Annotated in this window: 18 protein-coding genes; 6 read left to right on the top strand and 12 right to left on the bottom strand. The window is 70.5% G+C overall.

Annotated features, from left to right (window positions below; translation table 11 throughout):
- Positions 1-5: 5 nt before the first annotated feature.
- Together AB0H78_RS06060 and AB0H78_RS06065 are read right to left on the bottom strand one after the other, a co-directional pair.
- Entirely contained in the window at positions 6-335 is a 330-nt protein-coding gene (locus tag AB0H78_RS06060) for a hypothetical protein (protein WP_363233038.1), read from the bottom strand.
- Positions 332-574 carry a LapA family protein gene (locus AB0H78_RS06065; protein WP_363233039.1) on the bottom strand — a complete coding sequence of 81 codons (243 nt, stop codon included), beginning with the start codon at positions 572-574 and terminating at the stop codon, positions 332-334. The genes AB0H78_RS06060 and AB0H78_RS06065 overlap by 4 nt, the downstream gene beginning before the upstream one ends.
- A 176-nt stretch (positions 575-750) precedes the next feature.
- Here AB0H78_RS06065 and AB0H78_RS06070 point away from each other — a divergent pair, with 176 nt between their 5' ends.
- A complete protein-coding gene (locus AB0H78_RS06070; protein WP_363233040.1) occupies positions 751-1,485 on the top strand; it encodes a GntR family transcriptional regulator in 735 nt (244 codons plus the stop codon).
- A 49-nt stretch (positions 1,486-1,534) separates the two neighbouring features.
- Positions 1,535-2,632, top strand: coding sequence for an adenosine deaminase (locus AB0H78_RS06075; protein ID WP_363233041.1), 1,098 nt, complete (start codon positions 1,535-1,537; stop codon positions 2,630-2,632).
- Here AB0H78_RS06075 and AB0H78_RS06080 read toward each other — a convergent pair.
- From AB0H78_RS06080 to AB0H78_RS06120, 9 genes are all read right to left on the bottom strand, one after another.
- Positions 2,610-4,421: a CocE/NonD family hydrolase gene (locus AB0H78_RS06080; RefSeq protein WP_363233042.1), complete on the bottom strand. Its 1,812-nt coding sequence runs from the start codon at positions 4,419-4,421 to the stop codon at positions 2,610-2,612. The two genes, AB0H78_RS06075 and AB0H78_RS06080, sit on opposite strands and share 23 nt — an antisense overlap.
- Before the next feature lie 100 nt (positions 4,422-4,521).
- Positions 4,522-5,454, bottom strand: coding sequence for an LD-carboxypeptidase (locus AB0H78_RS06085; protein WP_363233043.1), 933 nt, complete (start codon positions 5,452-5,454; stop codon positions 4,522-4,524).
- Positions 5,451-7,424, bottom strand: coding sequence for a prolyl oligopeptidase family serine peptidase (locus tag AB0H78_RS06090; protein ID WP_363233044.1), 1,974 nt, complete (start codon positions 7,422-7,424; stop codon positions 5,451-5,453). Before AB0H78_RS06090 ends, AB0H78_RS06085 begins: the two co-directional genes overlap by 4 nt.
- A 16-nt stretch (positions 7,425-7,440) precedes the next feature.
- On the bottom strand, positions 7,441-8,772 hold the full coding sequence (locus AB0H78_RS06095; protein WP_363233045.1) for a M20/M25/M40 family metallo-hydrolase: 1,332 nt from the start codon (positions 8,770-8,772) through the stop codon (positions 7,441-7,443).
- Positions 8,765-9,598 carry a M55 family metallopeptidase gene (locus AB0H78_RS06100; protein WP_363233046.1) on the bottom strand — a complete coding sequence of 278 codons (834 nt, stop codon included), beginning with the start codon at positions 9,596-9,598 and terminating at the stop codon, positions 8,765-8,767. Before AB0H78_RS06100 ends, AB0H78_RS06095 begins: the two co-directional genes overlap by 8 nt.
- A 69-nt stretch (positions 9,599-9,667) precedes the next feature.
- Positions 9,668-10,399: a class I SAM-dependent methyltransferase gene (locus AB0H78_RS06105; RefSeq protein WP_363233047.1), complete on the bottom strand. Its 732-nt coding sequence runs from the start codon at positions 10,397-10,399 to the stop codon at positions 9,668-9,670.
- 73 nt (positions 10,400-10,472) lie between these two features.
- On the bottom strand, positions 10,473-12,914 hold the full coding sequence (locus tag AB0H78_RS06110) for a SpoIIE family protein phosphatase (RefSeq protein ID WP_363233048.1): 2,442 nt from the start codon (positions 12,912-12,914) through the stop codon (positions 10,473-10,475).
- A gap of 83 nt (positions 12,915-12,997) precedes the next feature.
- Positions 12,998-15,370: an MFS transporter gene (locus tag AB0H78_RS06115; RefSeq protein WP_363233432.1), complete on the bottom strand. Its 2,373-nt coding sequence runs from the start codon at positions 15,368-15,370 to the stop codon at positions 12,998-13,000.
- Between the two features lie 248 nt (positions 15,371-15,618).
- Positions 15,619-16,062 carry an SRPBCC family protein gene (locus tag AB0H78_RS06120; protein ID WP_363233049.1) on the bottom strand — a complete coding sequence of 148 codons (444 nt, stop codon included), beginning with the start codon at positions 16,060-16,062 and terminating at the stop codon, positions 15,619-15,621.
- 114 nt (positions 16,063-16,176) lie between these two features.
- Between AB0H78_RS06120 and AB0H78_RS06125 the strand changes: the two genes are divergently transcribed.
- Positions 16,177-17,202: an Rv2578c family radical SAM protein gene (locus AB0H78_RS06125; protein ID WP_363233050.1), complete on the top strand. Its 1,026-nt coding sequence runs from the start codon at positions 16,177-16,179 to the stop codon at positions 17,200-17,202.
- 22 nt (positions 17,203-17,224) lie between these two features.
- Positions 17,225-17,776, top strand: a complete 552-nt coding sequence (locus tag AB0H78_RS06130) for a GNAT family N-acetyltransferase (RefSeq protein ID WP_363233051.1) — start codon at positions 17,225-17,227, stop codon at positions 17,774-17,776.
- On the opposite strand, the gene AB0H78_RS06135 is transcribed toward AB0H78_RS06130, so the two are convergent.
- Positions 17,725-18,291, bottom strand: a complete 567-nt coding sequence (locus AB0H78_RS06135; protein WP_363233052.1) for an adenylosuccinate lyase — start codon at positions 18,289-18,291, stop codon at positions 17,725-17,727. The two genes, AB0H78_RS06130 and AB0H78_RS06135, sit on opposite strands and share 52 nt — an antisense overlap.
- A gap of 288 nt (positions 18,292-18,579) precedes the next feature.
- On the opposite strand from AB0H78_RS06135, the gene AB0H78_RS06140 reads away from it, so the two are divergent.
- Both AB0H78_RS06140 and AB0H78_RS06145 read left to right on the top strand, forming a co-directional pair.
- A complete protein-coding gene (locus tag AB0H78_RS06140) occupies positions 18,580-20,361 on the top strand; it encodes a 3-hydroxybutyryl-CoA dehydrogenase (protein ID WP_363233053.1) in 1,782 nt (593 codons plus the stop codon).
- Between the two features lie 73 nt (positions 20,362-20,434).
- Complete coding sequence (locus AB0H78_RS06145; protein WP_363233433.1) at positions 20,435-21,262, top strand: TetR family transcriptional regulator; 828 nt, start codon at positions 20,435-20,437, stop codon at positions 21,260-21,262.
- Positions 21,263-21,521 lie beyond the last annotated feature (259 nt).

Raw genomic sequence — 21,521 nt, forward strand, 5'->3', positions numbered from 1 at the left:
GTTACTCAGCCGGTCGGCGCGGCCTTCTTGGGGCACTTCTCGTCGGTCTTCACCACACCGATGCTGACCGACTGGTCGTCCAGCTTGGTGCCGGCGGCCGGGGACTGCGAGCAGACCTTCCAGCTGAAGGGCCAGAGCACATTGCGATGGGTGCCGCTGACGTCGCGGACCTCCACATGCGTGCGGTAGTCGAGGTTGTTGAAGACGCTCATCAGGCCTCTGCCCTTGAAGTCGGGCATGGGCGGTCCCGATTCGGCCACTGCCGCCGAGGCCGCGCCCATCGAGGCCGTCAGGGCGAGGACTATGCCCGCCGTCACCGTTGCCGCACGCTTCACTTGTTCCGCCTCCTGAAGAAATAGCCGCCGCAGAGCGCGCCGACCACGAACATCGCGAGCAGGGCCATGTAGAGCGGCATGGAGACTTCGGGGATCAGCAGCCGGATCTTGACCTGGCGGGTGTTCTCGAAGATGAAGATCAGCGCGAGGACCGCGAGAGCGATCACAGCGATCCTGGCCGGCGTGAACTGACCGCTGAGGCCGCTCTTGCCGCTGCTCGTCGTTTCCTTGGGGCTCATGGTCAGGCCCTTCTCCTGGGTGTGGCACTGCCCCCGGGTTCAGCATGGACAGACCACGGGCCGGGGCGCGGCAGGTAGCGGGCCGTACGGGTGAAGCGATCCGAACGCGAGCCTCCTTGTCAGACAAGTGCGCGCCCGGGAAGATGGTGGCTTCATCCGGTGCGTGAGGAGCTCCAGTGGCAGTCGGCGGACAGCAGCGCAGGCCGGTCGTCGTCCTGTACGAACGGATCGCGGACGCGATCAACGCGGGGACCTACCCGCCGGGCTCGACCCTGCCCTCGGAACCGAAGCTCGCGTCCGAGCTGGGCGTGAGCCGGCCCGCGCTGCGCGAGGCGCTGCTGCTGCTCCAGGAGGACGGGCTGCTCTCGGTGCGCCGCGGGGTCGGCCGAACCGTCAACGACAGCCCGCCCAGGCGTGGTTACGAACACATCCAGCCTCTGGAGGAGCTGCTGGCGGCCAGGGTGCGGCCGCTGTTGCGCACGCTGGAGGAGCCCACCGACTTCACCACCCAGCAGTTGCTCGCACCCGCCGGTTCGGTGCTCCCCTTCTGGGAGTCCCTGCTGGCCGGGGACGATGCGGCGGCCGTGCTCAGCCAGGAGTGGGCGGCCCCCGGCGACGTACTGGAGAAGGTGCATCCGGGGTTCGCGGGAGCGCTGGCATCCGCGCAGGGGCCCGCCTCGTCCCTGCTGGCCGTGCTCGTGGGGGCCTCGCGCGGGGTGCGGCTGACCGCGCGCAGCAGCGTGAGCGCGACGCTGCTGGGGCAGCGGCGCGGTGAGCAGCTGGGGCGCGCGGCGGACACCCCGGCCGTACTGGTCACCCAGGTCGTACGGTGCGCGGAGGTCCCCGTACTGGCGGCGAAGCACATGCTGCCGACCGGGGCGCCCGCCCTGCCGGTGCTGCAGTCGAACTGAGACGCCCCTCACGGCGGAGTTCCCATGTCGTGCTCTACACTCCCCGCTCATGCACTTGTCTGACATCCTCCGCGCACCCAAGGCCGTACTCCACGACCACCTCGACGGCGGACTGCGCCCCGCGACCATCGTCGAGCTGGCCCGCGAGGCCGGATACACCGCTCTGCCCACCGAGGAGCCCGACGCGCTCGCGCTCTGGTTCAGGGACGCTGCGGACTCCGGATCGCTGGAGCGGTATCTGGAGACCTTCGCCCACACCTGCGCGGTGATGCAGACCCGCGAGGCGCTGGAGCGGATCGCGGCGGAGTGCGCCGAGGACCTGGCGGCGGACGGTGTCGTCTACGCCGAGGTGCGGTACGCCCCCGAGCAGCACCTGGAGCGCGGGCTCACCCTGGACGAGGTCATCGAGGCCGTCAATGCGGGGTTCCGGGAGGGCGAGCGGCGCAGCGGCGGCCGGATCACCGTCCGCGCGCTGCTGACCGGCATGCGGCACACCGACCGGTCGCTGGAGATAGCCGAGCGAGCCGTCGCGCACCGCGAGCACGGGGTGGCCGGCTTCGACATCGCCGGTGGCGAGATCGGCAACCCGCCGTCCCGCCATCTGCCGGCCTTCCAGCACCTCAAGCGCGCCAACTGCCACTTCACCATCCACGCGGGCGAGGCCGTCGGCGCCGAATCCGTCCACGAGGCGGTGCAGGTGTGCGGCGCCGAGCGCATCGGGCACGGGGTGCGGATCACCGACGACATCGCCGAGGACGGCACGCTGGGGCACCTGGCCGCGTACATCCGCGACAACGGCATCACCCTGGAGATCTGCCCGACCTCCAACCTCCAGACGGGTGCCGCCAAGAGCTACGCCACGCACCCGCTGGACCTGCTGCGGCGGCTCGGCTTCCGGGTCACGCTCAACACGGACAACCGCCTCGTGTCCGGCACCACCATGAGCCAGGAGTTCCGGCACATGGCGGAAGCCTTCGGTTACGGACCCGAGGTCTTCGAGGAGCTCACGGTCGCCGCCGTCGAGGCGGCGTTCCTGCCGCTGCCGGAGCGGAGGCGGATCATCGACGAGGTGATCCGCCCCGGCTACGCGGCGCTCGGTTCTTCGGCGCCCGGTTCTTCGGCGCTCAGTTCTTCAACGACCCGCTGACGACGGGGAGTTCGAGCGCCCCCGTGGATCCGTGTCCGGGGGCGCCGACCACCGTCACGGGCTTGATGCCCCGGTTGCCGACATAGGCGTCGTCGCTCGCGGCGATCACGAACTCCAGGCGGTGCCCGGCCTCGTAGCGGTGCACGATGGCGGGGAGGTTCACCGTGAACGGCTTGTTCACGTCCGGCACGCGAACCGGTGCGACGAGCCGGTTGACCAGCGTCTTGGTGCCGTCCGGCGCCACGTCGTAGACCTTGGCGAAGAGGACCAGCTTGTCCGCCGCGTCGCCGGAGCGCTGGGTGTGCGCGGCCACCGGCGAGAGGACCTTGAGCGTGGCCTTCGGCGAGCCGACGACGTCGACCGCTTCGGTGAGCGGGGCCGTCGACCAGCCGAGGTAGGTGCCGGGGGTGTCGAACGGCTTGGGGTCGGGAATGCCGAGCGACCCTCCGAGGGAGAACTCGGAGTGGCTGGTGGGGATCAGCAGGTTCGCGTACGTACGGGCGCCCCTGGCGACCTTGTGCCGGTTGTCGACGAGCTTTCCGTCACCAGAGAGGTAGAGCTTCTGGGAGAGGGCGGGGACGGAGCGGGCCTCGCCGTAGCCGCTCTGGTAGGCGCGGTAGTACGCGAACTCCGCTCCGGTGTCGGTGGAGCGCTTGTGCTGGAGGTAGCGGTCGAACCAGGACAGGATCCGCTGCCCGGTGTAACTGGTCTCCAAATTGCCCTGGGCGAGGTTGAGTTCACCCGGCGCCTGGCCGCCGCTGTGGCCCCAGGACTGCCAGATCATCTTGGTCTCGGTGCCCTGCGCCTGTAGCGTCCGGTACGTCGCCGTCGCCTCGTTGAGGTTGAACAGGCTGTCGGTCTGGCCCTGGATCAGGAGCGTGGGTGCCTTGACGCCCTTGAGGTACGAGACCGGGGAGACGCTGCGGGCGTAGTCCTGCATCGCCTCGGTCTTGTCGCCGGGGTAGCTGCCGGAGTTGAGCAGCCGCATCGTGTCGCAGGCCTGGGTGACGAAGTGCAGACAGGCCAGCGAGTTGATGCGGGACGGGTCAAGGCTGCCGGGGTCGAGGATCGGCTGGCTCTCCCCGATGAGGTAGAAGCCGTTGGACCACTGGTACTTGAAGACTCCGGCCGTGTTGGAGCTGACTCCCCTGCGCTGGCCCGCGTTGTTCGGGTCGAGCGCGTAGGAGAGGTCGTTCCAGGTGATCATCGGGACGAGTGCGTCGATACGGTGGTCGACCGAGGCCGCCGCCATCTGGACCGCGCCGCCGTACGACCCGCCGAGCATGCCCACCCGGGGATCGCCCGGGCCGTCGCGGGTGACGTAGTCGGCCTTGGTGCCGTCGTCCGCGGCGAGGCTGCCCGCGAGGAAGTCGACGAGCTTGGAGGCCGCCCGGCCGTCGATGCGCGGGTCGTCGAGGGAGATCAGGCAGCCGGACTTGCCGAAGCCGAGGCCCGAGTAGGCGAGCGCCACATAACCGCGGGCCGCGAAGGCCTTGGCGGTGGCGTCGGTCGAGCCGTCCGACTTGGAGCCGCCGAAACCGTTGGTGGTGAGGATGGCGGGTGCGGTGTGCTGCTTGTCGACGCCCGCCGGGCGGTAGAGGTCGGCGTCCACAGTGCAGCTGCGGCCGCCCGCCTCGACGGTGAACTTCAGCGGGGTGACGGTGTATTCGGCTGTCGTGGCGCTGGCCGGACCGGAGAACGTCAGCGGTGCGGCGATGGCCGCCGCACCCATGGCCATCGCGAGCGCTTTACGGGATCTGGACAGGACGACCTCCACACTGAGGACCATGTACCGACCGGTAGGTACGGCGCCGCGCTCATGCTGTGACACGTGTCTCACCTGTGTCAACGCTCGTGACAAGAGTTGTTGAGGAGGGGGAAGTTCCGGATCAGCTCAGGGCCGGCACATCCAGGGTGAGAGTGCCGGCGTCGGCGTCGAGCAGTGCGGGCACACCCAGCGGCATGGTCTCCATCGTGGGGCAGTGGCCGAAACCGAACGCCTCGATGACGGGTACGCCCAGGGGGCCGAGCCGGTCCAGGAGCACGGCGCGCACATCGTCGTACGGTTCGCACTCCTCCCAGGAACCCAGCGCGATCCCGGCGACGCCGTCCAGCCAGCCGGAGCGCAGGAGTTGGGTGAGCATGCGGTCGAGGCGGTACGGATCCTCGCCGATGTCCTCGATCAGCAGCAGCCCGCCGCGCGCCGACGGACGGGCGTGCGGCGTTCCGACATCGGCGGCCAGCAGACAGAGGCAGCCGCCCAGCGTGACGCCGCGGGCCTGGCCGGGAACGAGGGTGCGGGCGGTGCCGAGCCCGAGGGTACGCACCGATTCGGGCTCGAAGAGGGTGGCCCGCAGAGACTCCTGGGAGTGGGCGTCCTTGAGGAAGGCCAGGCCCGCGACCATCGGTCCGTACAGGGTCGAGATCCCCAGCCGGACGGCGAACGCCTCCTGCAGGGCGGTGATGTCGCTGTAGCCGACGAACGCCTTGGGTCCTGCGGCGCGCATCGCCGTCCAGTCGACCAGATCCACCATCCGCTGGGCGCCGTACCCGCCGCGGGCGCAGAACACCGCGTCCACCGACGGGTCGCACCACGCCTCCTGGAGGTCCCGGGCCCGCGCCTCGTCCGTACCGGAGAGGTAGTCGAACCGCGGGTGCCCGTCCAGGACGTGGGGCATGACGACGGGGTCCAGGCCCCAGCCGCGCAGGACGTCGAGCCCCGCCTGAAGGCGGTCCTCGGGCGGCGGCCCGCTGGGCGCCACGACGGCGACCCTCGCCCCCGGCCTCAGTCGCGCGGGCCGGGTCAGGGGCGTGAGGGTCACTTGTCGAGCTCCAATACGGGGATGTCGGGGCGAGCGATGCCGAACGTCTGTGCGTACAGGGAGAGTTCGGCCTCCAGCGCGCGGATCAGGGTGTCCTCCCTGCGGAAACCGTGCCCCTCTCCCTCGAAGGTGAGGTACGCGTGCGGGATGCCGCGTCCGGTCATCCGGGCGAGGAAGCGCTCGCACTGCACGGGCGGGCAGATCACGTCGTCCAGGCCCTGGAGGAGCAGGAAGGGTGCGGTGACGCTCTGCGCGTGCTGGGCGGGCGAGCGGTCGCGGTAGCGGTCGGGGACCTCGGCGAAGGGCCCGATCAGGCTCTCCAGATACTGCGATTCGAAGTCGTGCGTGCCGTCCGCCGATGCCCAGTCGGTGAGGTCGAGAATCGGGAAGAGGACGGTGCCGCAGGCGTAGACGTCGGTGAACGCGAGCGAAGCGGCCGTGGTCCAGCCGCCGGCGCTGCCGCCTCGGATCGCCAGCCGGCCGGAATCGGCCGTGCCCTCGTCGGCGAGCGCCCGGGCGACCGCCGCGCAGTCCTCGACGTCGACGACTCCCCACTGCTCGCGCAGCCGGTTGCGGTATTCGCGTCCGTGGCCTGCCGATCCGCCGTAGTTGACCTCGGCGACGCCGATGCCGCGCGAGGTGAAGTAGGCGATCTCCAGGTCGAGTACGAGCGGTGCGTGACCGGTGGGCCCGCCGTGCGCCCACACCACGTAGGGCGGGAGCTCGTCGCCGGGCGCGATCCGGTCGGGGCTGTGCGGCGGGTAGATGTGGGCGTGGATGTCGCGGCCCTCGGGGCCGGTGAAGAGGCGGATCTGCGGCTCGGGATAGTACGCCGGGTCGACGGCGTCCTGGTGCGCCGAGCCGATGACGCGGGTCCGGCCCGTACGGGTGTCGAGCTCCACGATCTCGTGCCCGCTGCGCGGGCTGGCGGCGACGCCGACGACCCGGGTGCCGTGCACCGCGAGGGTCGAGCCCCATGCGGTCCACGGGCCCGCGGCGTCGACCAGTTCACCGGTCTCGGGGTCGAGGATGCCCAGGGTGGTGGTGCCCGCGCCGTGGACGACGGCGATCAGACCGTTGGCCAGCGGCTGGAACCACTGCAGTCCGATCTTCCAGAGAGGTCCGCCGAACTCCTCCTCGCGCGGGCAGAGCGGGGCTTCGTCCGTGCCCCGGTAGAGGTTCCACCAGCCGTTGCGGTCGGAGGCGAACAGCAGGTGGCCGTCCGCCGTCCAGCCGACCTGCGGGATGGACTCCTCGGTGCCGCCTGCCACGCTCCTCACCCCGGTGAAGGGGCCCGCCGCGGCGACCTCGCCGAGCATCACCTCGGTGCCGTCCCACGGCATCCTGGGGTGGTCCCAGCCGATCCACGCGGCCTGGCGCCCATCGGGCGAGACCTGGGGTCCGGTGACGAAACGGTGCCGCCCGTCGGAGAGTTCGCGTACCGCGCCCCGGTCGTCGGCGGCCGATCCGTCCAGCGGTACGGCGGCGATCACCCGGCGCACATCGGTCGGCTTCTCGCCGGTGAACTCCTCCAGGACACACCAGACCTCACCCGCACCGGCGTGGATCGTGGGATCCACCCAGCGCAGCCCGCCGCCGACCGGGGAGAGGGGCGTGAGCGGCCTGGGCGCGGCGTCGCCGTCCGGTTCGTAGGCGTACAGCCGCTGGTCGGGGAAGTGGACGAAGACGACCAGCGGGGTGCCGGTCCCGCCCACCGCTCCGGCCCAGGGCCGGCCGCCGTACTCGATGACACGGCTGCGTACGTTCCAGGGGGCGGGCAGCACCGATTCCTCCGCGCCGTCCGCCCGTCGCCGCATCAGCGCACGCCTGCCCCCTTCGGCGGGCCGCGGCGCGGTCCACCAGATCTCGTCGCCGACCACTCCGACGTACTCGGGCATCCCGTCGTGCGAGGCCGCGAGCGCCCCGTCGATCGGCGACGGCCAGGTTCCGTACGGCCCTGTGGGCACCATGTTCCCTCGACTCCCCTCAGGCGGACTGCAGATAGTGGTCGAGCACCTTGACTCCGAAGTGCAGACCGTCGACCGGGACGCGCTCGTCCACTCCGTGGAAGAGCGCCTGGTAGTCGAGCCCGGCGGGCATCCGCACCGGCGAGAAGCCGTAGCCGGTGATGCCGAGCCGGGAGAACTGCTTGGCGTCGGTTCCGCCCGACATGCAGAACGGCACCACGTGCGCCCCCGGAGCGAACCGCTCCACGGCTTCCCGCAGCTTGGCGAACGTCGGGGAGTCCACCGGCGCCTGGAGTGCGACCTCCTGGTGCGCGAACTCCCAGTCCACGTCGGGCCCCGTGAGCCGGTCGAGCGCCTCGCGGAACTCGTCCTCGCCGCCGGGCAGCACCCGGCCGTCGACGAACCCGGACGCGTGACCGGGGATCACATTGATCTTGTAACCGGCGTCCAGCATCGTCGGGTTGGAGCTGTTGCGCACGGTCGCCTCGACGAGTGCGCCGGCCGGACCGAGCTTCTCCAGGAGCGTGTCGACATCGAATCCGGCGGCCTCGACGTCCGTCTCGATGCCGTACAGCGCGGCGAGTTCGCGCAGCGCGGCCCGCACCGTCGGGGTGAGCCGCACGGGCCACTCGTGCTCGCCGATCCGGGTCATGGCCGCGGCCAGCCGGGTCACCGCGTTCGCCCGGTTCACCTTGGAGCCGTGACCCGCACGTCCGTGGGCGGTGAGCTTCAGCCAGCCCGTGCCGCGCTCGCCGGCCGCGATCGGGTAGATCTCCATGCCCTGGCCGGGGTGGAAGGTGTAGGCCCCGGATTCGCTGATGCCTTCGGTGCAGCCTTCGAAGAGTTCGGGGTGGTGATCGGCGAGGAAGCCCGACCCGTCGATCGCGCTGGCCTCTTCGTCGGCGGTGTACGCGATGACGATGTCGCGCCGCGGCCGGATTCCGGCCCGCGACCATGCCCGTACGACGGACAGCACCATCGCGTCCATGTTCTTCATGTCGATCGCCCCGCGGCCCCACACCATCCCGTCCCTGACCTCCCCGGAGAAGGGGTGGACGGTCCAGTCGGCGGGTTCGGCGGGGACGACGTCCAGGTGCCCGTGGACGAGCAGGGCGTCCGCGGAGGGGTCCGTGCCCTCGATCCTGGCGACCACGTTGGTGCGCCCCGGTGTCCGCTCCAACAGGACGGGTTCCAGGCCGGTTTCGGCCAGTCGCTCCGCCACGTACTCCGCGGCCGGGCGCTCCTGGCAGTCACCGCCGCCCCGGTTGGTGGTGTCGATCCGGATCAGGTCCGAGGTGAAGGCGACCACCTCGTCGAGTGCCTGGGAATCGACGTCCCTCATGTCAGCCATACTGCTCCTCCACTGCGGCCGAGACGATCGTCGTGACGGCCTTGAAGGTCCGAATGGCCTCATACATCGTCTCGCTGGTGTACGCGACACGCCGTTCACCGGTCCGTTCGGCCCCCGGCACCACGGTCGCGGCGTCCGCCAGATGCTCGGCGTCGAACTCGAGGTCCACGGTGAACTCCCGGCCCTGCACCGGTGCGTGCCGTACGGCCAGCGATGTCGCGTCCTTGGCCGCCGCGCGGATGTCGGCAGCGGTTCGGGCCGGGGTGCGGCACACCGCCGCATACCGCGAGACATGGTCCTTCACCGCGACCTTGCGGGCCTCGGGCGCATACCCCAGAGCGTCCTCGCAGGCCAGGTCGTCACCGGTGAAGAGCACCACGGGCACGCCGTACTCCGCGACCACATGGGCGTTGAGCAAGCCCTCGCTCGCGCGCTTCCCGTTCAGCCACACGCCGGTGATCTGGTTGGCCAGATACGTGTGCGCCAGCACGCCTTCCATCCCGGCACCCGTGTGGTACCCGATGAAGGCGATGCCGTCGACGTCTCCGTGCTGCACGCCCTCCACCATCGAGAGCGACTTGTGGCGGCCGGTGAGCATCTGTACGCGCTCGTCCAGCTGCTCGAGCAGCAGATTGCGCATCGACCAGTGGGCCTCGTTGACGAGCACCTCATCGGCGCCTCCGTCGAAAAAGCCGAGCGCGGCCGCGTTCACATCGGAGGTGAACATGGAGCGGCAGCGCTCCCACTGCGGGGTGCCCGGCAGCACATCGGCCGGCCAGGTCACCCCCGTCGCGCCCTCCATGTCGGCGCTGATGAGGATCTTCATGCCTCGAAACCGTACGCGGTCGGGATCCTCCGATCCAGGCCTGTGGATAAGTACTAGAGGTCTAGACCTCTAACTCCGCCCCGCACGCCCCACGACCAGCCATTTCGACGGCAACTCGATCAGCGAGCCGTCCGACCGGTGCTCGGTCGTCGTCAGCGGCAGTTCGCCTTCCGCGACCACCGCCAGACCCGCCGTCCTGAAGTACTCGGGCAGCTCCGCGTCCGCCACCTCACCCGGCGCGATGCCGTGCGCGAAGATCGGCCGCATCTTGGCCGGCGGTCCGGCCGGACCCTGCGCGATCCCCATCATCAGCGGCTTCGCCTCCTGCGAGGGCTCCACCACGAACGCCCGCCCCCGCTCCCCCACGAGCGTCGCGATCGCGTCGGCGAGCGACTGGCGGTCGGCGGGCTCGCTCTGGTGCAGCACCCCGCGCATATAGACATGCGCGTCGCCCAGTTCGGCGTGGAGCTGCTGTACGGCCTTCTCGTCCACCGCGTCGAGCTGCTCGAACCGCACCTGCCCCGAGGCGTCCTGGTGGCGGGCGTGCTCGATGGCGGCCGACGACAGGTCGACGCCCAGGATCCGCTCGAACCGCCCGGCGAGACATCGTGTCTGCGTGCCGTTCCCGCATCCCAGGTCCACCACCGGCAGCCCCTGATCGGTGAAATGCCTCTCGAAGAGGGCGAGATGCAGGAGGGCGGTGAGCGCGGGTTCCGCGTCCCAGAACACCGCCCCCGGCTCATCGGGCGCCTCGCTCCAGAACCCTTCCCAGGCGTCCTTGTACCGACTCGTCACACTCATGGCCAGCTCCCCAGGATGCGGCGCGCACAACGTCAAGATCGGTTTACCGCGCCCCAGTTGCCCGCACAACCCGTCAGCGCATACCTTCACGCGCAGTTCGAGCCGGGCGTGCGCCCCGCGGCAGCGACAGTTCGAACCAGACGGTCTTCCCGTCCCCGCTGCGGCTCGATCCCCACTCCCGCGCCAGGCGGCTCACCACCCGCAGCCCGCGCCCCGCCTCGTCCCCGGGACCGGCGCTCAGCAGGTCGGGCAGGGCATGACTGTCGTCGACCACTTCACAGAGCAGCGTCTCGGACCGCACCAGCCGGAGCCCGACACGGCGGCCTCCCGCGTGCCGTACCGCGTTGGTCACCATCTCGCCGACCAGCAGCTCCGCGTTCTCCGACACCGCGTCGAGGCCCCACTCCAGCAGCTGTGCGCGCACCAGCCGCCGCGCCCTGCCCACCTCCTGGGGCTCCGACGCCAGCTCCCAGCGCGCGACGTCCTCGGTCGCGATGCCGTTCAGCCTGGCCATCAGCAGCGCGACGTCGTCCTTGCGCCCGCCGCGCGTGTTGAGGGCGCGGATGATCGTGTCGCAGGCGTCGTCCATGGAGGCGGCGGGGTGGGCGGCCGATTCGCAGAGCGTGGCGAGCCCGACCCCGATGTCCTCCCCGCGCACCTCCACGAGACCGTCCGTGCACATCACCAGCCGGTCCCCGGGCGCCACCGTGATCCGTACGGTCTCGAAGGGCACCCCGCCCACTCCGATCGGCGCGCCTGACGGCAGTTCGAGCAGCTCGCTGCGGCCGTCCGCCGCCCGGACGAGCACCGGCGGGACATGGCCCGCGTTCGCCATGAGCAGTTCGCCGCGGACCGGGTCGTAGACGGCGTACAGACAGGTCGCCAGATAGTGCTCGCCGAGCCGCTGCGCCAGGTCGTCGAGGTTGCGCAGGAGCTGTGCGGGCGGCAGGTCGAGGGCCGCCATCGTCTGTACGGCGGTCCTCAACTGCCCCATCATCGCAGCCGAGTTGAGCCCGTGGCCCATCACGTCGCCGACCACCAGCGCGATGCGCGATCCCGGCAGCTTGACCGAGTCGAACCAGTCGCCGCCGACCCGTCCCAGGAGCGTCCCCGGCAGATAGCGCGTCGCCGTGTCGCACCCGGTCATCCGCGGGGTGACCTGCGGAAGCATGCTGTCCTGGAGGGTGTCGGCGACGTTCTCCTGGTAGGTGTACATACGGGCGTTGTCCAGCACGAGACCGGCACGGGCGGCGAGTTCGGCGCCGGTGAAGCGGTCCATGTCGTTGAAGAGGGCGCGGCCCGGGTGACGCAGCAGGATCATGAAGCCGAGCACCACGTTGCGCGCCTTGAGCGGCACGACCAGCATGGAACGGCCGCTGATCAGCGGCCTGATGTCGCGCTTCTCGAACTGCGAGGCGATGGCGGTGCCCATCTGCTCGCTGATCCGCGGGACGAGTACGGGCTCCCCGGAGGTCATGCACTGGAAGAACGGCGTGTGGGACGGGAAGGGCATCGACTCACCGACCGGCACCACGTCGTCCCAGCGTCCGGGTGCGTCCACGTGCTCGAGGGCGACCCGGTGCCACATGGTGGTCTCGTCGGGCGGCCCGTCGGGGAAACCTTCGCCCGCCATGACCTGTTCGCGCAGATAGGTGCCCGCGACGTCGGTGAAGCGCGGCACGACGGCGGCGCTCACCTCGTGGATCGTACGGGCGAGGTCGAGGGAGGAACCGATGCGGCCGCTCACCTCGTTGAGGAATTCGAGCCGTTCGCGCACGGCGGCGTATTCGAGGTCCTGCTCCGGGTCCGCGGGTGCCACCGGCTGTCCCGCCACCACCGCCGCGGACCGCTGCCGGCGCCCCGTATCCCCGGTCCGCTGCGGAACGCCCCAGTCCGGGGTCACCGGAACCCGGTCGTGCTGGCTGAACTCCAGGACCGGATAGCCCAGTTCGAGCACCTGAGAAACGATACGGCGGCTCTCGCCGACGCTCATGCTCGGCAGGATCTCCGGCAGCCGCCCGGCCAGTTCCTCGGAGCCGAGGAACTCCGTGTGCAGCGCGAATCCGGGCGCTATCCGCTCCATGCCGCCGTCTGCGGAGTCCGCGGAGTCCGCGCGCAACTCGGAGGCGTCGGCGGCCAGTACGAGCAGCCGCTCCGGACCGGGACCGACCAGCGGATACGCCCACCAGAGCACATCGAGCCGTGCGTGCCCCGGCTCCGAGAGGCGGGCACGCCCGGCGGCCGGATAGGCGGTCAGTCCGTTGAGCGTGGCGTCCAGACCGGGCCCGAGCTCGCCGTAGTCGGGCCCGAACCCGTCGGACGCCTCGTCCTCGCCCAGCGCACCGGAGACCGGCATCAGCTCGACGGCGGGCTGCCCCACCGCCTCCTGCCGGGAACGTCCGAACAGCCGCCGCGCACCGGTGGACCAGTGCGAGACGAGGCCCTGCCCGTCCACGACGACGACGGCCAGCGGAATGCGCCCTGCCACTGCGTACTGCGGAGTATCACGCTCCATGGATCCACCGTACGACCCTCACGGAGCAGTGCGCGGGCGAAGGACCGAATAGGTCGTGCGCCCGCGCACATTCTGACAATTAGTCAGTCCTCGTGCCCCAGCTGGAGATCGCGCTCGGTCCTCCCACCGCCCGCGACCTGCAGGACCGTCGCCACCGGCGGGTAGCCCGCCGCGATCACGGTGTACTCGCCGGAGGACAGATCCACGAAGCGGAAGGTGCCGTCGGGGCCCGTGGTGAGCGTGTCCACCACATTGCCGGCCGCATCGAGCAGTGTGACCCGCGCGTCCTCCACCGGACGCCCGCCGCCGGCCCGCACCGTGCCGCGCAGCACCGCCCCGCCGGCCAGCTCGATGTCCTGCCGGGTCTCACGGGCCGCCTGCACACTCACCGGCAGTGCGGCGGGGCGGAAGGCGGGTGCGCTGGCCGCCAGGGTGTACTCCCCGGCCACCAACTCCGTGATCACATACGAGCCTTCGCGCCCGCTCCGGGTCGAGGAGACGACCTCGCCCCGGACGTCGGTGAGCGTCACGGCGGCGTCGCGCACCGGCGTCCCGTCGGCCGTGACGACGGTTCCGGCGAGCCGTCCGGCCCCGCCGAGCACCACGTCCAGGTCGACCGGACGCTCGCCGACGGTGACGGTGACGGCCTGCGGCTGGTGCCCGCCGGCCGCCGCGATCAGTACGTACGAACCCGAACCCGGAACGCTCAGCGCATACCGCCCGTCCTCGCCGCTCGCGCCCCGCCCGATCTGCCGCCCGGTGACGTCGATGAGGGTGAGGGCGGCACGCGGGACGGTCGATCCGTCGTGGTGGTGGACATGGCCGCAGACCGGAACTCCCGCCCCGTAGGAGGGATAGGGCGCCGGGGCTGCCGCGGTACGGGCCTGCGGGACGGCGGCGTCGGGCTCGGCGGTGGGGGCGTTGTGGGACACCAGCGGTTTCTCCTTGAGGAAGAAGGCGATCAAGAGGCCGAGGACGAGCACCGGCACCAGGAAGAGGAAGATCCGGGGCATCGCGTCGGCGTACGCCTGGATGTAGCCGTCGCGCAGTGCGGCGGGCATCGAGTGGACCAGCTGCGGGGTGATCGACTCGGGGTCGGGCAGGTGCGCGCCCGCCGGGAGCCGGTCGGCCAGCGCATCCGCGAGACGGTTGGCGAAGAGCGTCCCGAAGACGGCGGCGCCGACGCTGCCGCCGATCTGCCGGAAGTAGTTGTTGGCACTGGTGGCGGTGCCGATGTCCGAGGGCGGTACGGAGTTCTGCACAGCCAGCACGAGCACCGGCATGATCAGGCCGATCCCGACCCCCAGGACGGCCATCCCGATGCTGTACTCCAGCCGCGAGGTGTCCACTTCGAGGCGCGAGAGCAGCCACATTCCGACGGCGGACACCGCGCTGCCGACGACCGGGAAGGCCTTGTAGCGTCCGGTGCGGCTGATGAGCTGTCCCGAGACGACCGAGGCGCCGACGATGCCGCCCATCATCGGCAGCATCATCAGCCCCGATTCGGTGGCGCTGGCCCCGTCGACCATCTGCAGGAAGGTCGGCAGATAGCTGGCGGCTCCGAAAAGCGCGACGCCGACGACCGCGCCGACGAGCGCCGTCACATTGAAGATCCCGTCACGGAACAGCCGCAGCGGGATGATCGGTTCAGGCGCGAAGTGCTCGACGACCACGAAGAGCAGGGCGGTTCCCAGCGCGCCGGCCGCGAGCCCGAGGATGGTGCGCGAACCCCAGGCGTACTCGGTGCCGCCCCAACTGGTCAGCAGCACCAGGCAGGTCGACGCGGCCGCGAGCAGCAGCGCGCCGAGCACGTCGAGACGGGGTTTCGCGGTGGGCTTCGGCAGCTTCAGTACGAGGGCGATCATCACCAGCGTGAGAAGGCCGAACGGCACATTGATGTAGAAGCACCAGCGCCAGGAGGCATGGTCGGTGAAGAAGCCGCCGAGCAGCGGACCCGCGACCGAGGCGAGCCCGAAGGCGGCGCCGATGAGGCCCATGAAGCGCCCGCGCTCACGGGGCGGCACGATGTCCGCGATGATCGCCTGCACGCCGATCATGAGTCCGCCGCCGCCGATGCCCTGGACGGCGCGGAAGGCGATCAGTTCGTCCATCGACCGTGACCAGCCGGCCAGTGCCGAGCCGATGACGAAGACGACGATCGCGAAGATGAAGATGGACTTGCGTCCGAAGAGGTCGCCGAGTTTCCCGTAGATCGGCAGGCCGATGGTGGAGGCCAGCAGATACGCGGTGACCGCCCAGGACATCTTGTCCAGGCCGTGCAGCTCGCCGACGATCTTGGGCAGCGCGGTCGCCACGATCATCTGGTCCAGCGCCGCGAGCAGCAGGGTGAGCATCAGCGCGAGGAAGACCATCCGCACACGGGCCGGGCTGAGTTCGTCGTACTGGTACGAGGGCCGGTCGCCCTCGGGCGGCGGCGGAGGTTCGACCGCGGTCACCACCCGCTCCGCCTCGGCCAGTTCGTCCTTCACCAGCGTGATCCCGCCCACCTGCTGCTCCCCTTCGTCGCGCCTGCGCCCCGCCTTCCCGGAATTTTTCGCATTCCAAGACAAGAGGGTGCAAGCGAGACGATTGGCGCGCCAGGCGCACGCCGGGGGCTTTACCGCCGGTGGGAGCCCCTACGGCGTACAACGGAGCCGTACAGAAAACCACTCGAACCGGTGAGCATCATGTCCACCCGGACGGGTTACTTGCCCACTTCGGCTGCAAGCTTGTCGAGGATCGCGTCGTAGATGCGGCCAAGTCCCTTGGGGGCGAAGGTCCTCTCGAAGAATCCGCCGATGCCGCCCGCGCCGTCCCAGACGGTGGAGACGACGACCCGCGACTGCTTCTCGCCGGCCGGGGTGACCGTCCAGGTGGTCACCATCGAGGAGTTGCGGTCCTTCTCCACCAACTGGCCGTCGGTGGGCTCGGAGACCTCGAGCAGGCAGTCGCGGATGCGCTTGCTGGTCGCCTGGAGCTTCCAGTGGACGAGGGTGCCCTCACCGTCGCCGCCCTCGCGCACCTCGAATTCGCTGAAGTGCTCGGGCAGCAGCTTCGCACGCGTCCCGGAGTAGTCGGCCAGCGCGTCGAACACCGTCTCCGCATCCGCCGCGATGGTCCGCTCCGTGGTGGCCTCTACCTGCGCCATGCCTGTTCCTCTCGTGGTGCGTACGGGGGATGCCCCATTCTCCACCGCCGCGGGGCCCGCACGATCATGGGAACACATGTTCTATTGTGGGGCGCGAGCAACCGAGGAGGCACCATGCGCTGGGACAATCTGGCCGAAAAGCGCGCAGAGAACCGTACGGGGCTCTTCGACGCGGAGTCCGTGACGACGCGCACCTTCGACACCCCCGAATTCCGTGGCGTCACCTTCCATGAGGTCAGGGCCCGTTCGATCGTGAACCGGGTGCCGGGCGCCTCACAGATGCCGTTCGAGTGGACGGTCAACCCGTACCGCGGCTGCACCCACGCCTGCGTCTACTGCTTCGCCCGCAAGACCCACAGCTATCTGGACCTCGACACCGGTCTGGACTTCGACTCGCAGATCGTCGTCAAGATCAACGCACCGGAGCTGCTGCGCAGCCACCTCGCCTCCCGCCGCTGGCAGGGCGCGCACATCGCGATGGGCACCAACGTCGACTGCTACCAGCGCGCCGAAGGCCGCTACCGCCTGATGCCCGGGATCATCGCGGCCCTGCGCGACCACGCCAACCCCTTCTCCATCCTCACCAAGGGCACGCTGATCCTCCGCGATCTGGAGCTGCTGCGGCAGGCGGCCGAGGTCACCGAGGTCGGCGTCTCCGTGTCCACCGGCTTCGTCGACGAGGAGCTGTGGCGCACCGTCGAGCCCGGTACACCCTCGCCGCAGCGCCGCCTCGACGCGGTGCGCACCCTCACCGACCACGGGATCGGCTGCGGGGTGCTGATGGCCCCCGTCATCCCCTTCATCGGCGACCGCCCCGACCAGCTGCGGGCGACCGTGCGCGCGATCGCGGCCTCCGGGGCGACCTCGGTCACCCCGCTCGTGCTCCATCTGCGGCCCGGTGCCAGGGAGTGGTTCATGGCCTGGCTGGGCACGCACCATCCGCATCTCGTACGGCGCTTCGAGCGGCTGTACGCGGAGGGGGCGTACGCGCCGAAGTGGTACCAGCGGCGCATCACCGGCCAAGTGCACGCACTGGCGGCCGAGTTCGGCATCGGCCCGTCCCAGCGGGGCGTGGCACGCCGGGTCCCGTCGGTCAGGGAGCCCGACCTGCCGGGGCAGACCCAGCTGACGCTGCTCTGACGCCCTGGATATCGTGCACCGCATGGACGTACGGATCCGGGACATGACCGCCGACGACTGCCACGCGGTGGCGGTCGTCCGGGTGCGCGGCTGGCAGTACGCCTACGCCGGGCTGATGCCGCAGCCGTACCTGGACTCCCTGGACATCGAGGCGCAGGCGGCCCGCCGCCGCGAGATCTTCGACGCCGGCCGTTCCACGGTGGTCAACGTGGTCGCCGAGCGCGAGGGCGAAGTGATCGGCTGGGGCTGCTGCGGGCCGTACCGCGAGGACGACGGCACGCGCACGGCGGACGGCGAGCTGTACGCGCTCTACCTCCTGCCCGAACACCTCTCCACCGGCACGGGCCGCGCCCTGACCACCGAGCTGACCGCCCGCGCGGCCGCCGCCGGCTTCCCCGTACTGCGGCTGTGGGTCCTCAAGGGCAACGCCCGCGCACGCCGCTTCTACGAGAAGGCCGGCTTCGCCGCCGACGGCGCCGAGGAGCCCTTCGAGGTGGACGGCGTCCTCGTCCCCGAGCTGCGCTACTCCAGGCCGCTCAGCGCCACGGACGCCGCCCCGCTCAACTTCGGGTGACCCAGGGCGTCTTCGAGCACGGTGCGCGCCCGCCCGTCCCCCAGCCGCCCCAGCCCCTCGACACAGGCCAGCGCCACACGCCAGTACGGGTCGCCGGGTGCGAGCAGCCGGCCCAGCGTGGCGATCAGCACCGGCACGGACTCCGGCGCCCGCAACTCGGCCAGCAGTCGCACCGGTTGCAGCGCGTAGGCCGTACGCAGTTCATTGGTGGCCAGCGCGGCCGCGGCCCGTGCCGAACGCGGGTCGCCGAGCCGGGCCAGGGCGTACGCGGCCGAGACACAGCGCTCCGGGTCCCGGTGGTTCAGGAACAGCACCAGCGCCTCGAAGGCCCGCCGGTCGCCCGCACAGCCCAGCCGGAAAGCAGCGGCCTCCCGCGCCCAGAGCGGCCGCCCCGCCTCGGTCAGCACCCGCGCCAGCTCTTCACGGTCCTCGGTCTCCAGCAGCCGCGCGCAATCCTCCGAGCCGCCCGACTCGTCCCGCAGCCGGTCCCCGAGCGACCTCAACTCCTCGTCCATGCACCGAAGATTAATCGCGATCCAGATCACATCTCTCCAGGGCTGGCGCGCTCGTTACTCGCCGGTTAACCTCATGTGAGCGGGGCACACCCCGCAAGAGCGCAAGAGCAGTTCCTCAGGGCGGCCTGGTGACGCAGCCGCCAAGAGTGTTCGTCGGTTCAGCAGTTTCTTTATGCGCACGTTCTTTATGCGCAGGTACGGCGTGCGGCCCGGGACAGGGCCCGTCGGCTCCTTTTCACGACGCTCAACGACACTCCCTCAGTCGTCACTCATCCCTGGAGTCCCCTGATGGACACCCCTCTCCGTACCATCGCCGTCGTCGGTCTCGGCACCATGGGCACCGGTATCGCCGAAGTCCTGGCCCGCGCGGGCCGTGAGGTCATCGGCATCGACGTCAGCGACGCGGCGGCCCGCCGGGCCGTGGCCGCGCTCGAAGCCTCCACCGCACGTGCCGTGCAGCGCGAGCGGATCACCGAGGAGGAGCGCCGCACCGTCCTCGCCCGGTTCCGCACCTTCTCCGACCTGCAGGCGGCCGCCGATGCCGAGCTCGTCATCGAGGTCGTCCCGGAGTCGTACGAGATCAAGCAGCAGGTCTTCCGCGCGCTGGACGCGATCGTCTCGCCGACGACCGTCCTGGCGACCGGCACCAACGCGCTCTCGGTGACCCGTCTCGCCGCCGAGTCCTCCCACCCCGAACGCGTCCTGGGCCTGCACTTCTTCAACCCGGCACCGGCCATGAAGCTGGTCGAGGTCGTCTCCTCCGTGCTCACCGCACCGCCCGCCGTCGAGGCGGTCACCGCACTCGCCCGCGAGCTGGGCAAGGAGCCGGTCGCGGTCGGCGACCGGCCGGGGTTCGTCGCCGACGGGCTGCTCTTCGGCTATCTCAACCAGGCCGCATCGATGTACGAGGCCAAGTACGCGTCCCGCGAGGACATCGACGCCGCGATGCGCCTGGGCTGCGGGCTGCCGATGGGCCCCCTGGCACTCCTCGACCTGATCGGGATCGACACGGCACGCACGGTCCTCGAAGCGATGTACGCCTCGTCCCAGGACCGGCTGCACGCCCCCGCCCCGATCCTGGGGCAGCTCAGCGACGCGGGGCTCACGGGCCGCAAGGCGGGGCGCGGCTTCTACACGTACGAGCAGCCGGGCAGCGCGGACGTCGTCCGCGACGCCCTCACGCCGCTCGACTCCGCGCAGTCCGCGCCCGGCCGTGAGATCCGCTCCGTCGGCGTCGCCGGCTCCGGGACGATGGCCTCGGGGATCGCCGAGGTGTTCGCCAAGGCGGGGTACGACGTCGTGCTCGCGGCCCGCTCCCTGGAGAAGGCCGAGACCGCCAAGTCCCGTATCACCAAGTCTCTTTCGCGCTCTGTCGACAAGGGCAGGATCACCGCGGAGGCGCGCGACGAGACCCTGGCCCGCATCACCCCGGCCGGTTCGCTCGACGCCTTCGCCGAGGTCGACCTGGCCGTCGAGGCGGTCGCCGAGGAGCTGGAGGTGAAGCAGCAGCTCTTCGCCACGCTCGACAAGGTCTGCAAGCAGGGCGCGGTGCTCGCCACCACCACGTCCTCGCTGCCCGTCGTCGCCTGCGCCCGCGCCACCTCGCGCCCGCAGGACGTCATCGGGATGCACTTCTTCAACCCCGCTCCCGCGATGAAGCTGGTCGAGGTGGTCCGTACCGTCCTCACCTCCGACGACGTCCACGCCACCGTCCGCGAGGTCTGCACGAAGGTCCGCAAGCACCCGGTGGACTGCGGCGACCGGGCCGGATTCATCGTGAACGCGCTGCTCTTCCCGTACCTCAACAACGCGATCAAGATGGTCCAGGAGCACTACGCGACGCTGGACGACATCGACGCCGCGATGAAGCTCGGCGGCGGCTACCCGATGGGTCCCTTCGAGCTCCTGGACGTCGTCGGTCTCGACGTCTCGCTCGCCATCGAGCGGGTCCTGCACCGCGAGTTCCGCGACCCGGGCCTGGCCCCGGCTCCGCTCCTGGAGCATCTGGTGGCCGCGGGCTGCCTCGGCCGCAAGACGGGCCGGGGATTCCGCGAGTATGCCCGTCGCTGACGAGAGCGCCGGGTGGGGCGGGCTGCTGGAACCCGACAGCGGCCTGCCCCCACAGGCGCACCTTCCTGCGCATATGCAGTACGTTCGGACCATGCCCACGCCTGCCAGGTCATCCCGCTCCGCCGCGACGCCCGACGTACCTGAAAGTGCCGCAGGCACCCGCGCCGCCGCCCAACGGCTGAAGATGCGCAGGGAACTGGCGAACGCGGCGATGGAGCTGTTCTCGGCCAAGGGGTACGAGGCGACGACGGTCGACGAGATCGCGGCGCAGGCAGGCGTCGCCCGCCGGACCTTCTTCCGCCACTTCCGCTCGAAGGAAGAGGCGATCTTCCCCGACCACGACGACACCCTGGTGCGCGCCGAGGCGGTGCTGAACGCCGCCCCGCCGCACGAGCACCCGCTGGACACCGTCTGCCGGGGCATCAAGGAAGTCATGCGGATGTACGCGTCCTCGCCCGAGGTCTCCGTCGCCCGCTACAAGCTCACCCGCGAGGTCCCCACCCTGCGCGAGGCCGAGATCGCCTCGGTGGCCCGCTACGAGCGGCTGTTCACCCGCTATCTCCTCGGCCACTTCGACGAGCAGGCGCACCACGACGGCAACGACGACCCGCTGCTGGCCGAGGTCGCCGCTTCCGCGGTCGTCACCGCCCACAACCACGTGCTGCGCCGCTGGCTGCGGGCCGGCGGCCAGGGCGATGTGGAGACCCAGCTCGACCACGCCTTCGCCATCGTGCGGGACACCTTCGGCACGGGCATCGGCGCGGGGCGTACGGCGGAGACGCCCAGGCCCGCCGCCGTCACCGCACACACCACCGGCGAGGTCCTGGTGACCGTGGCGCGTACCGACGCACCGCTCAGCGAGGTCATGCGGACCATCGAGCAGGCGCTCAAGAAGCGCTGACCGCGACAGCATCACCACAAACGGCTGCCCCTTCCGGGGCGGCCGTCTTTTTTGTGCCCACAAACGATCGATCATCGCTCACTTGTTACGTAAAGATTTCACCTGAGCGGAGATATTGGCACTCAGTGTCTTGCCACCTGGCACGGGGTGTCATACGTTGATGTTGTCCGGGCGGCCGGCGTGCAGAAACCTTTCGTACGCCGGCTGTCCCCGCAATCCACGTGAATGCGCGCCCGGACGCCTGCGTCACAGGCAACCT

The sequence above is a fragment of the Streptomyces sp. NPDC050738 genome, from assembly GCF_040654175.1.
In the GTDB taxonomy this organism is placed as follows: Bacteria; Actinomycetota; Actinomycetes; order Streptomycetales; family Streptomycetaceae; genus Streptomyces.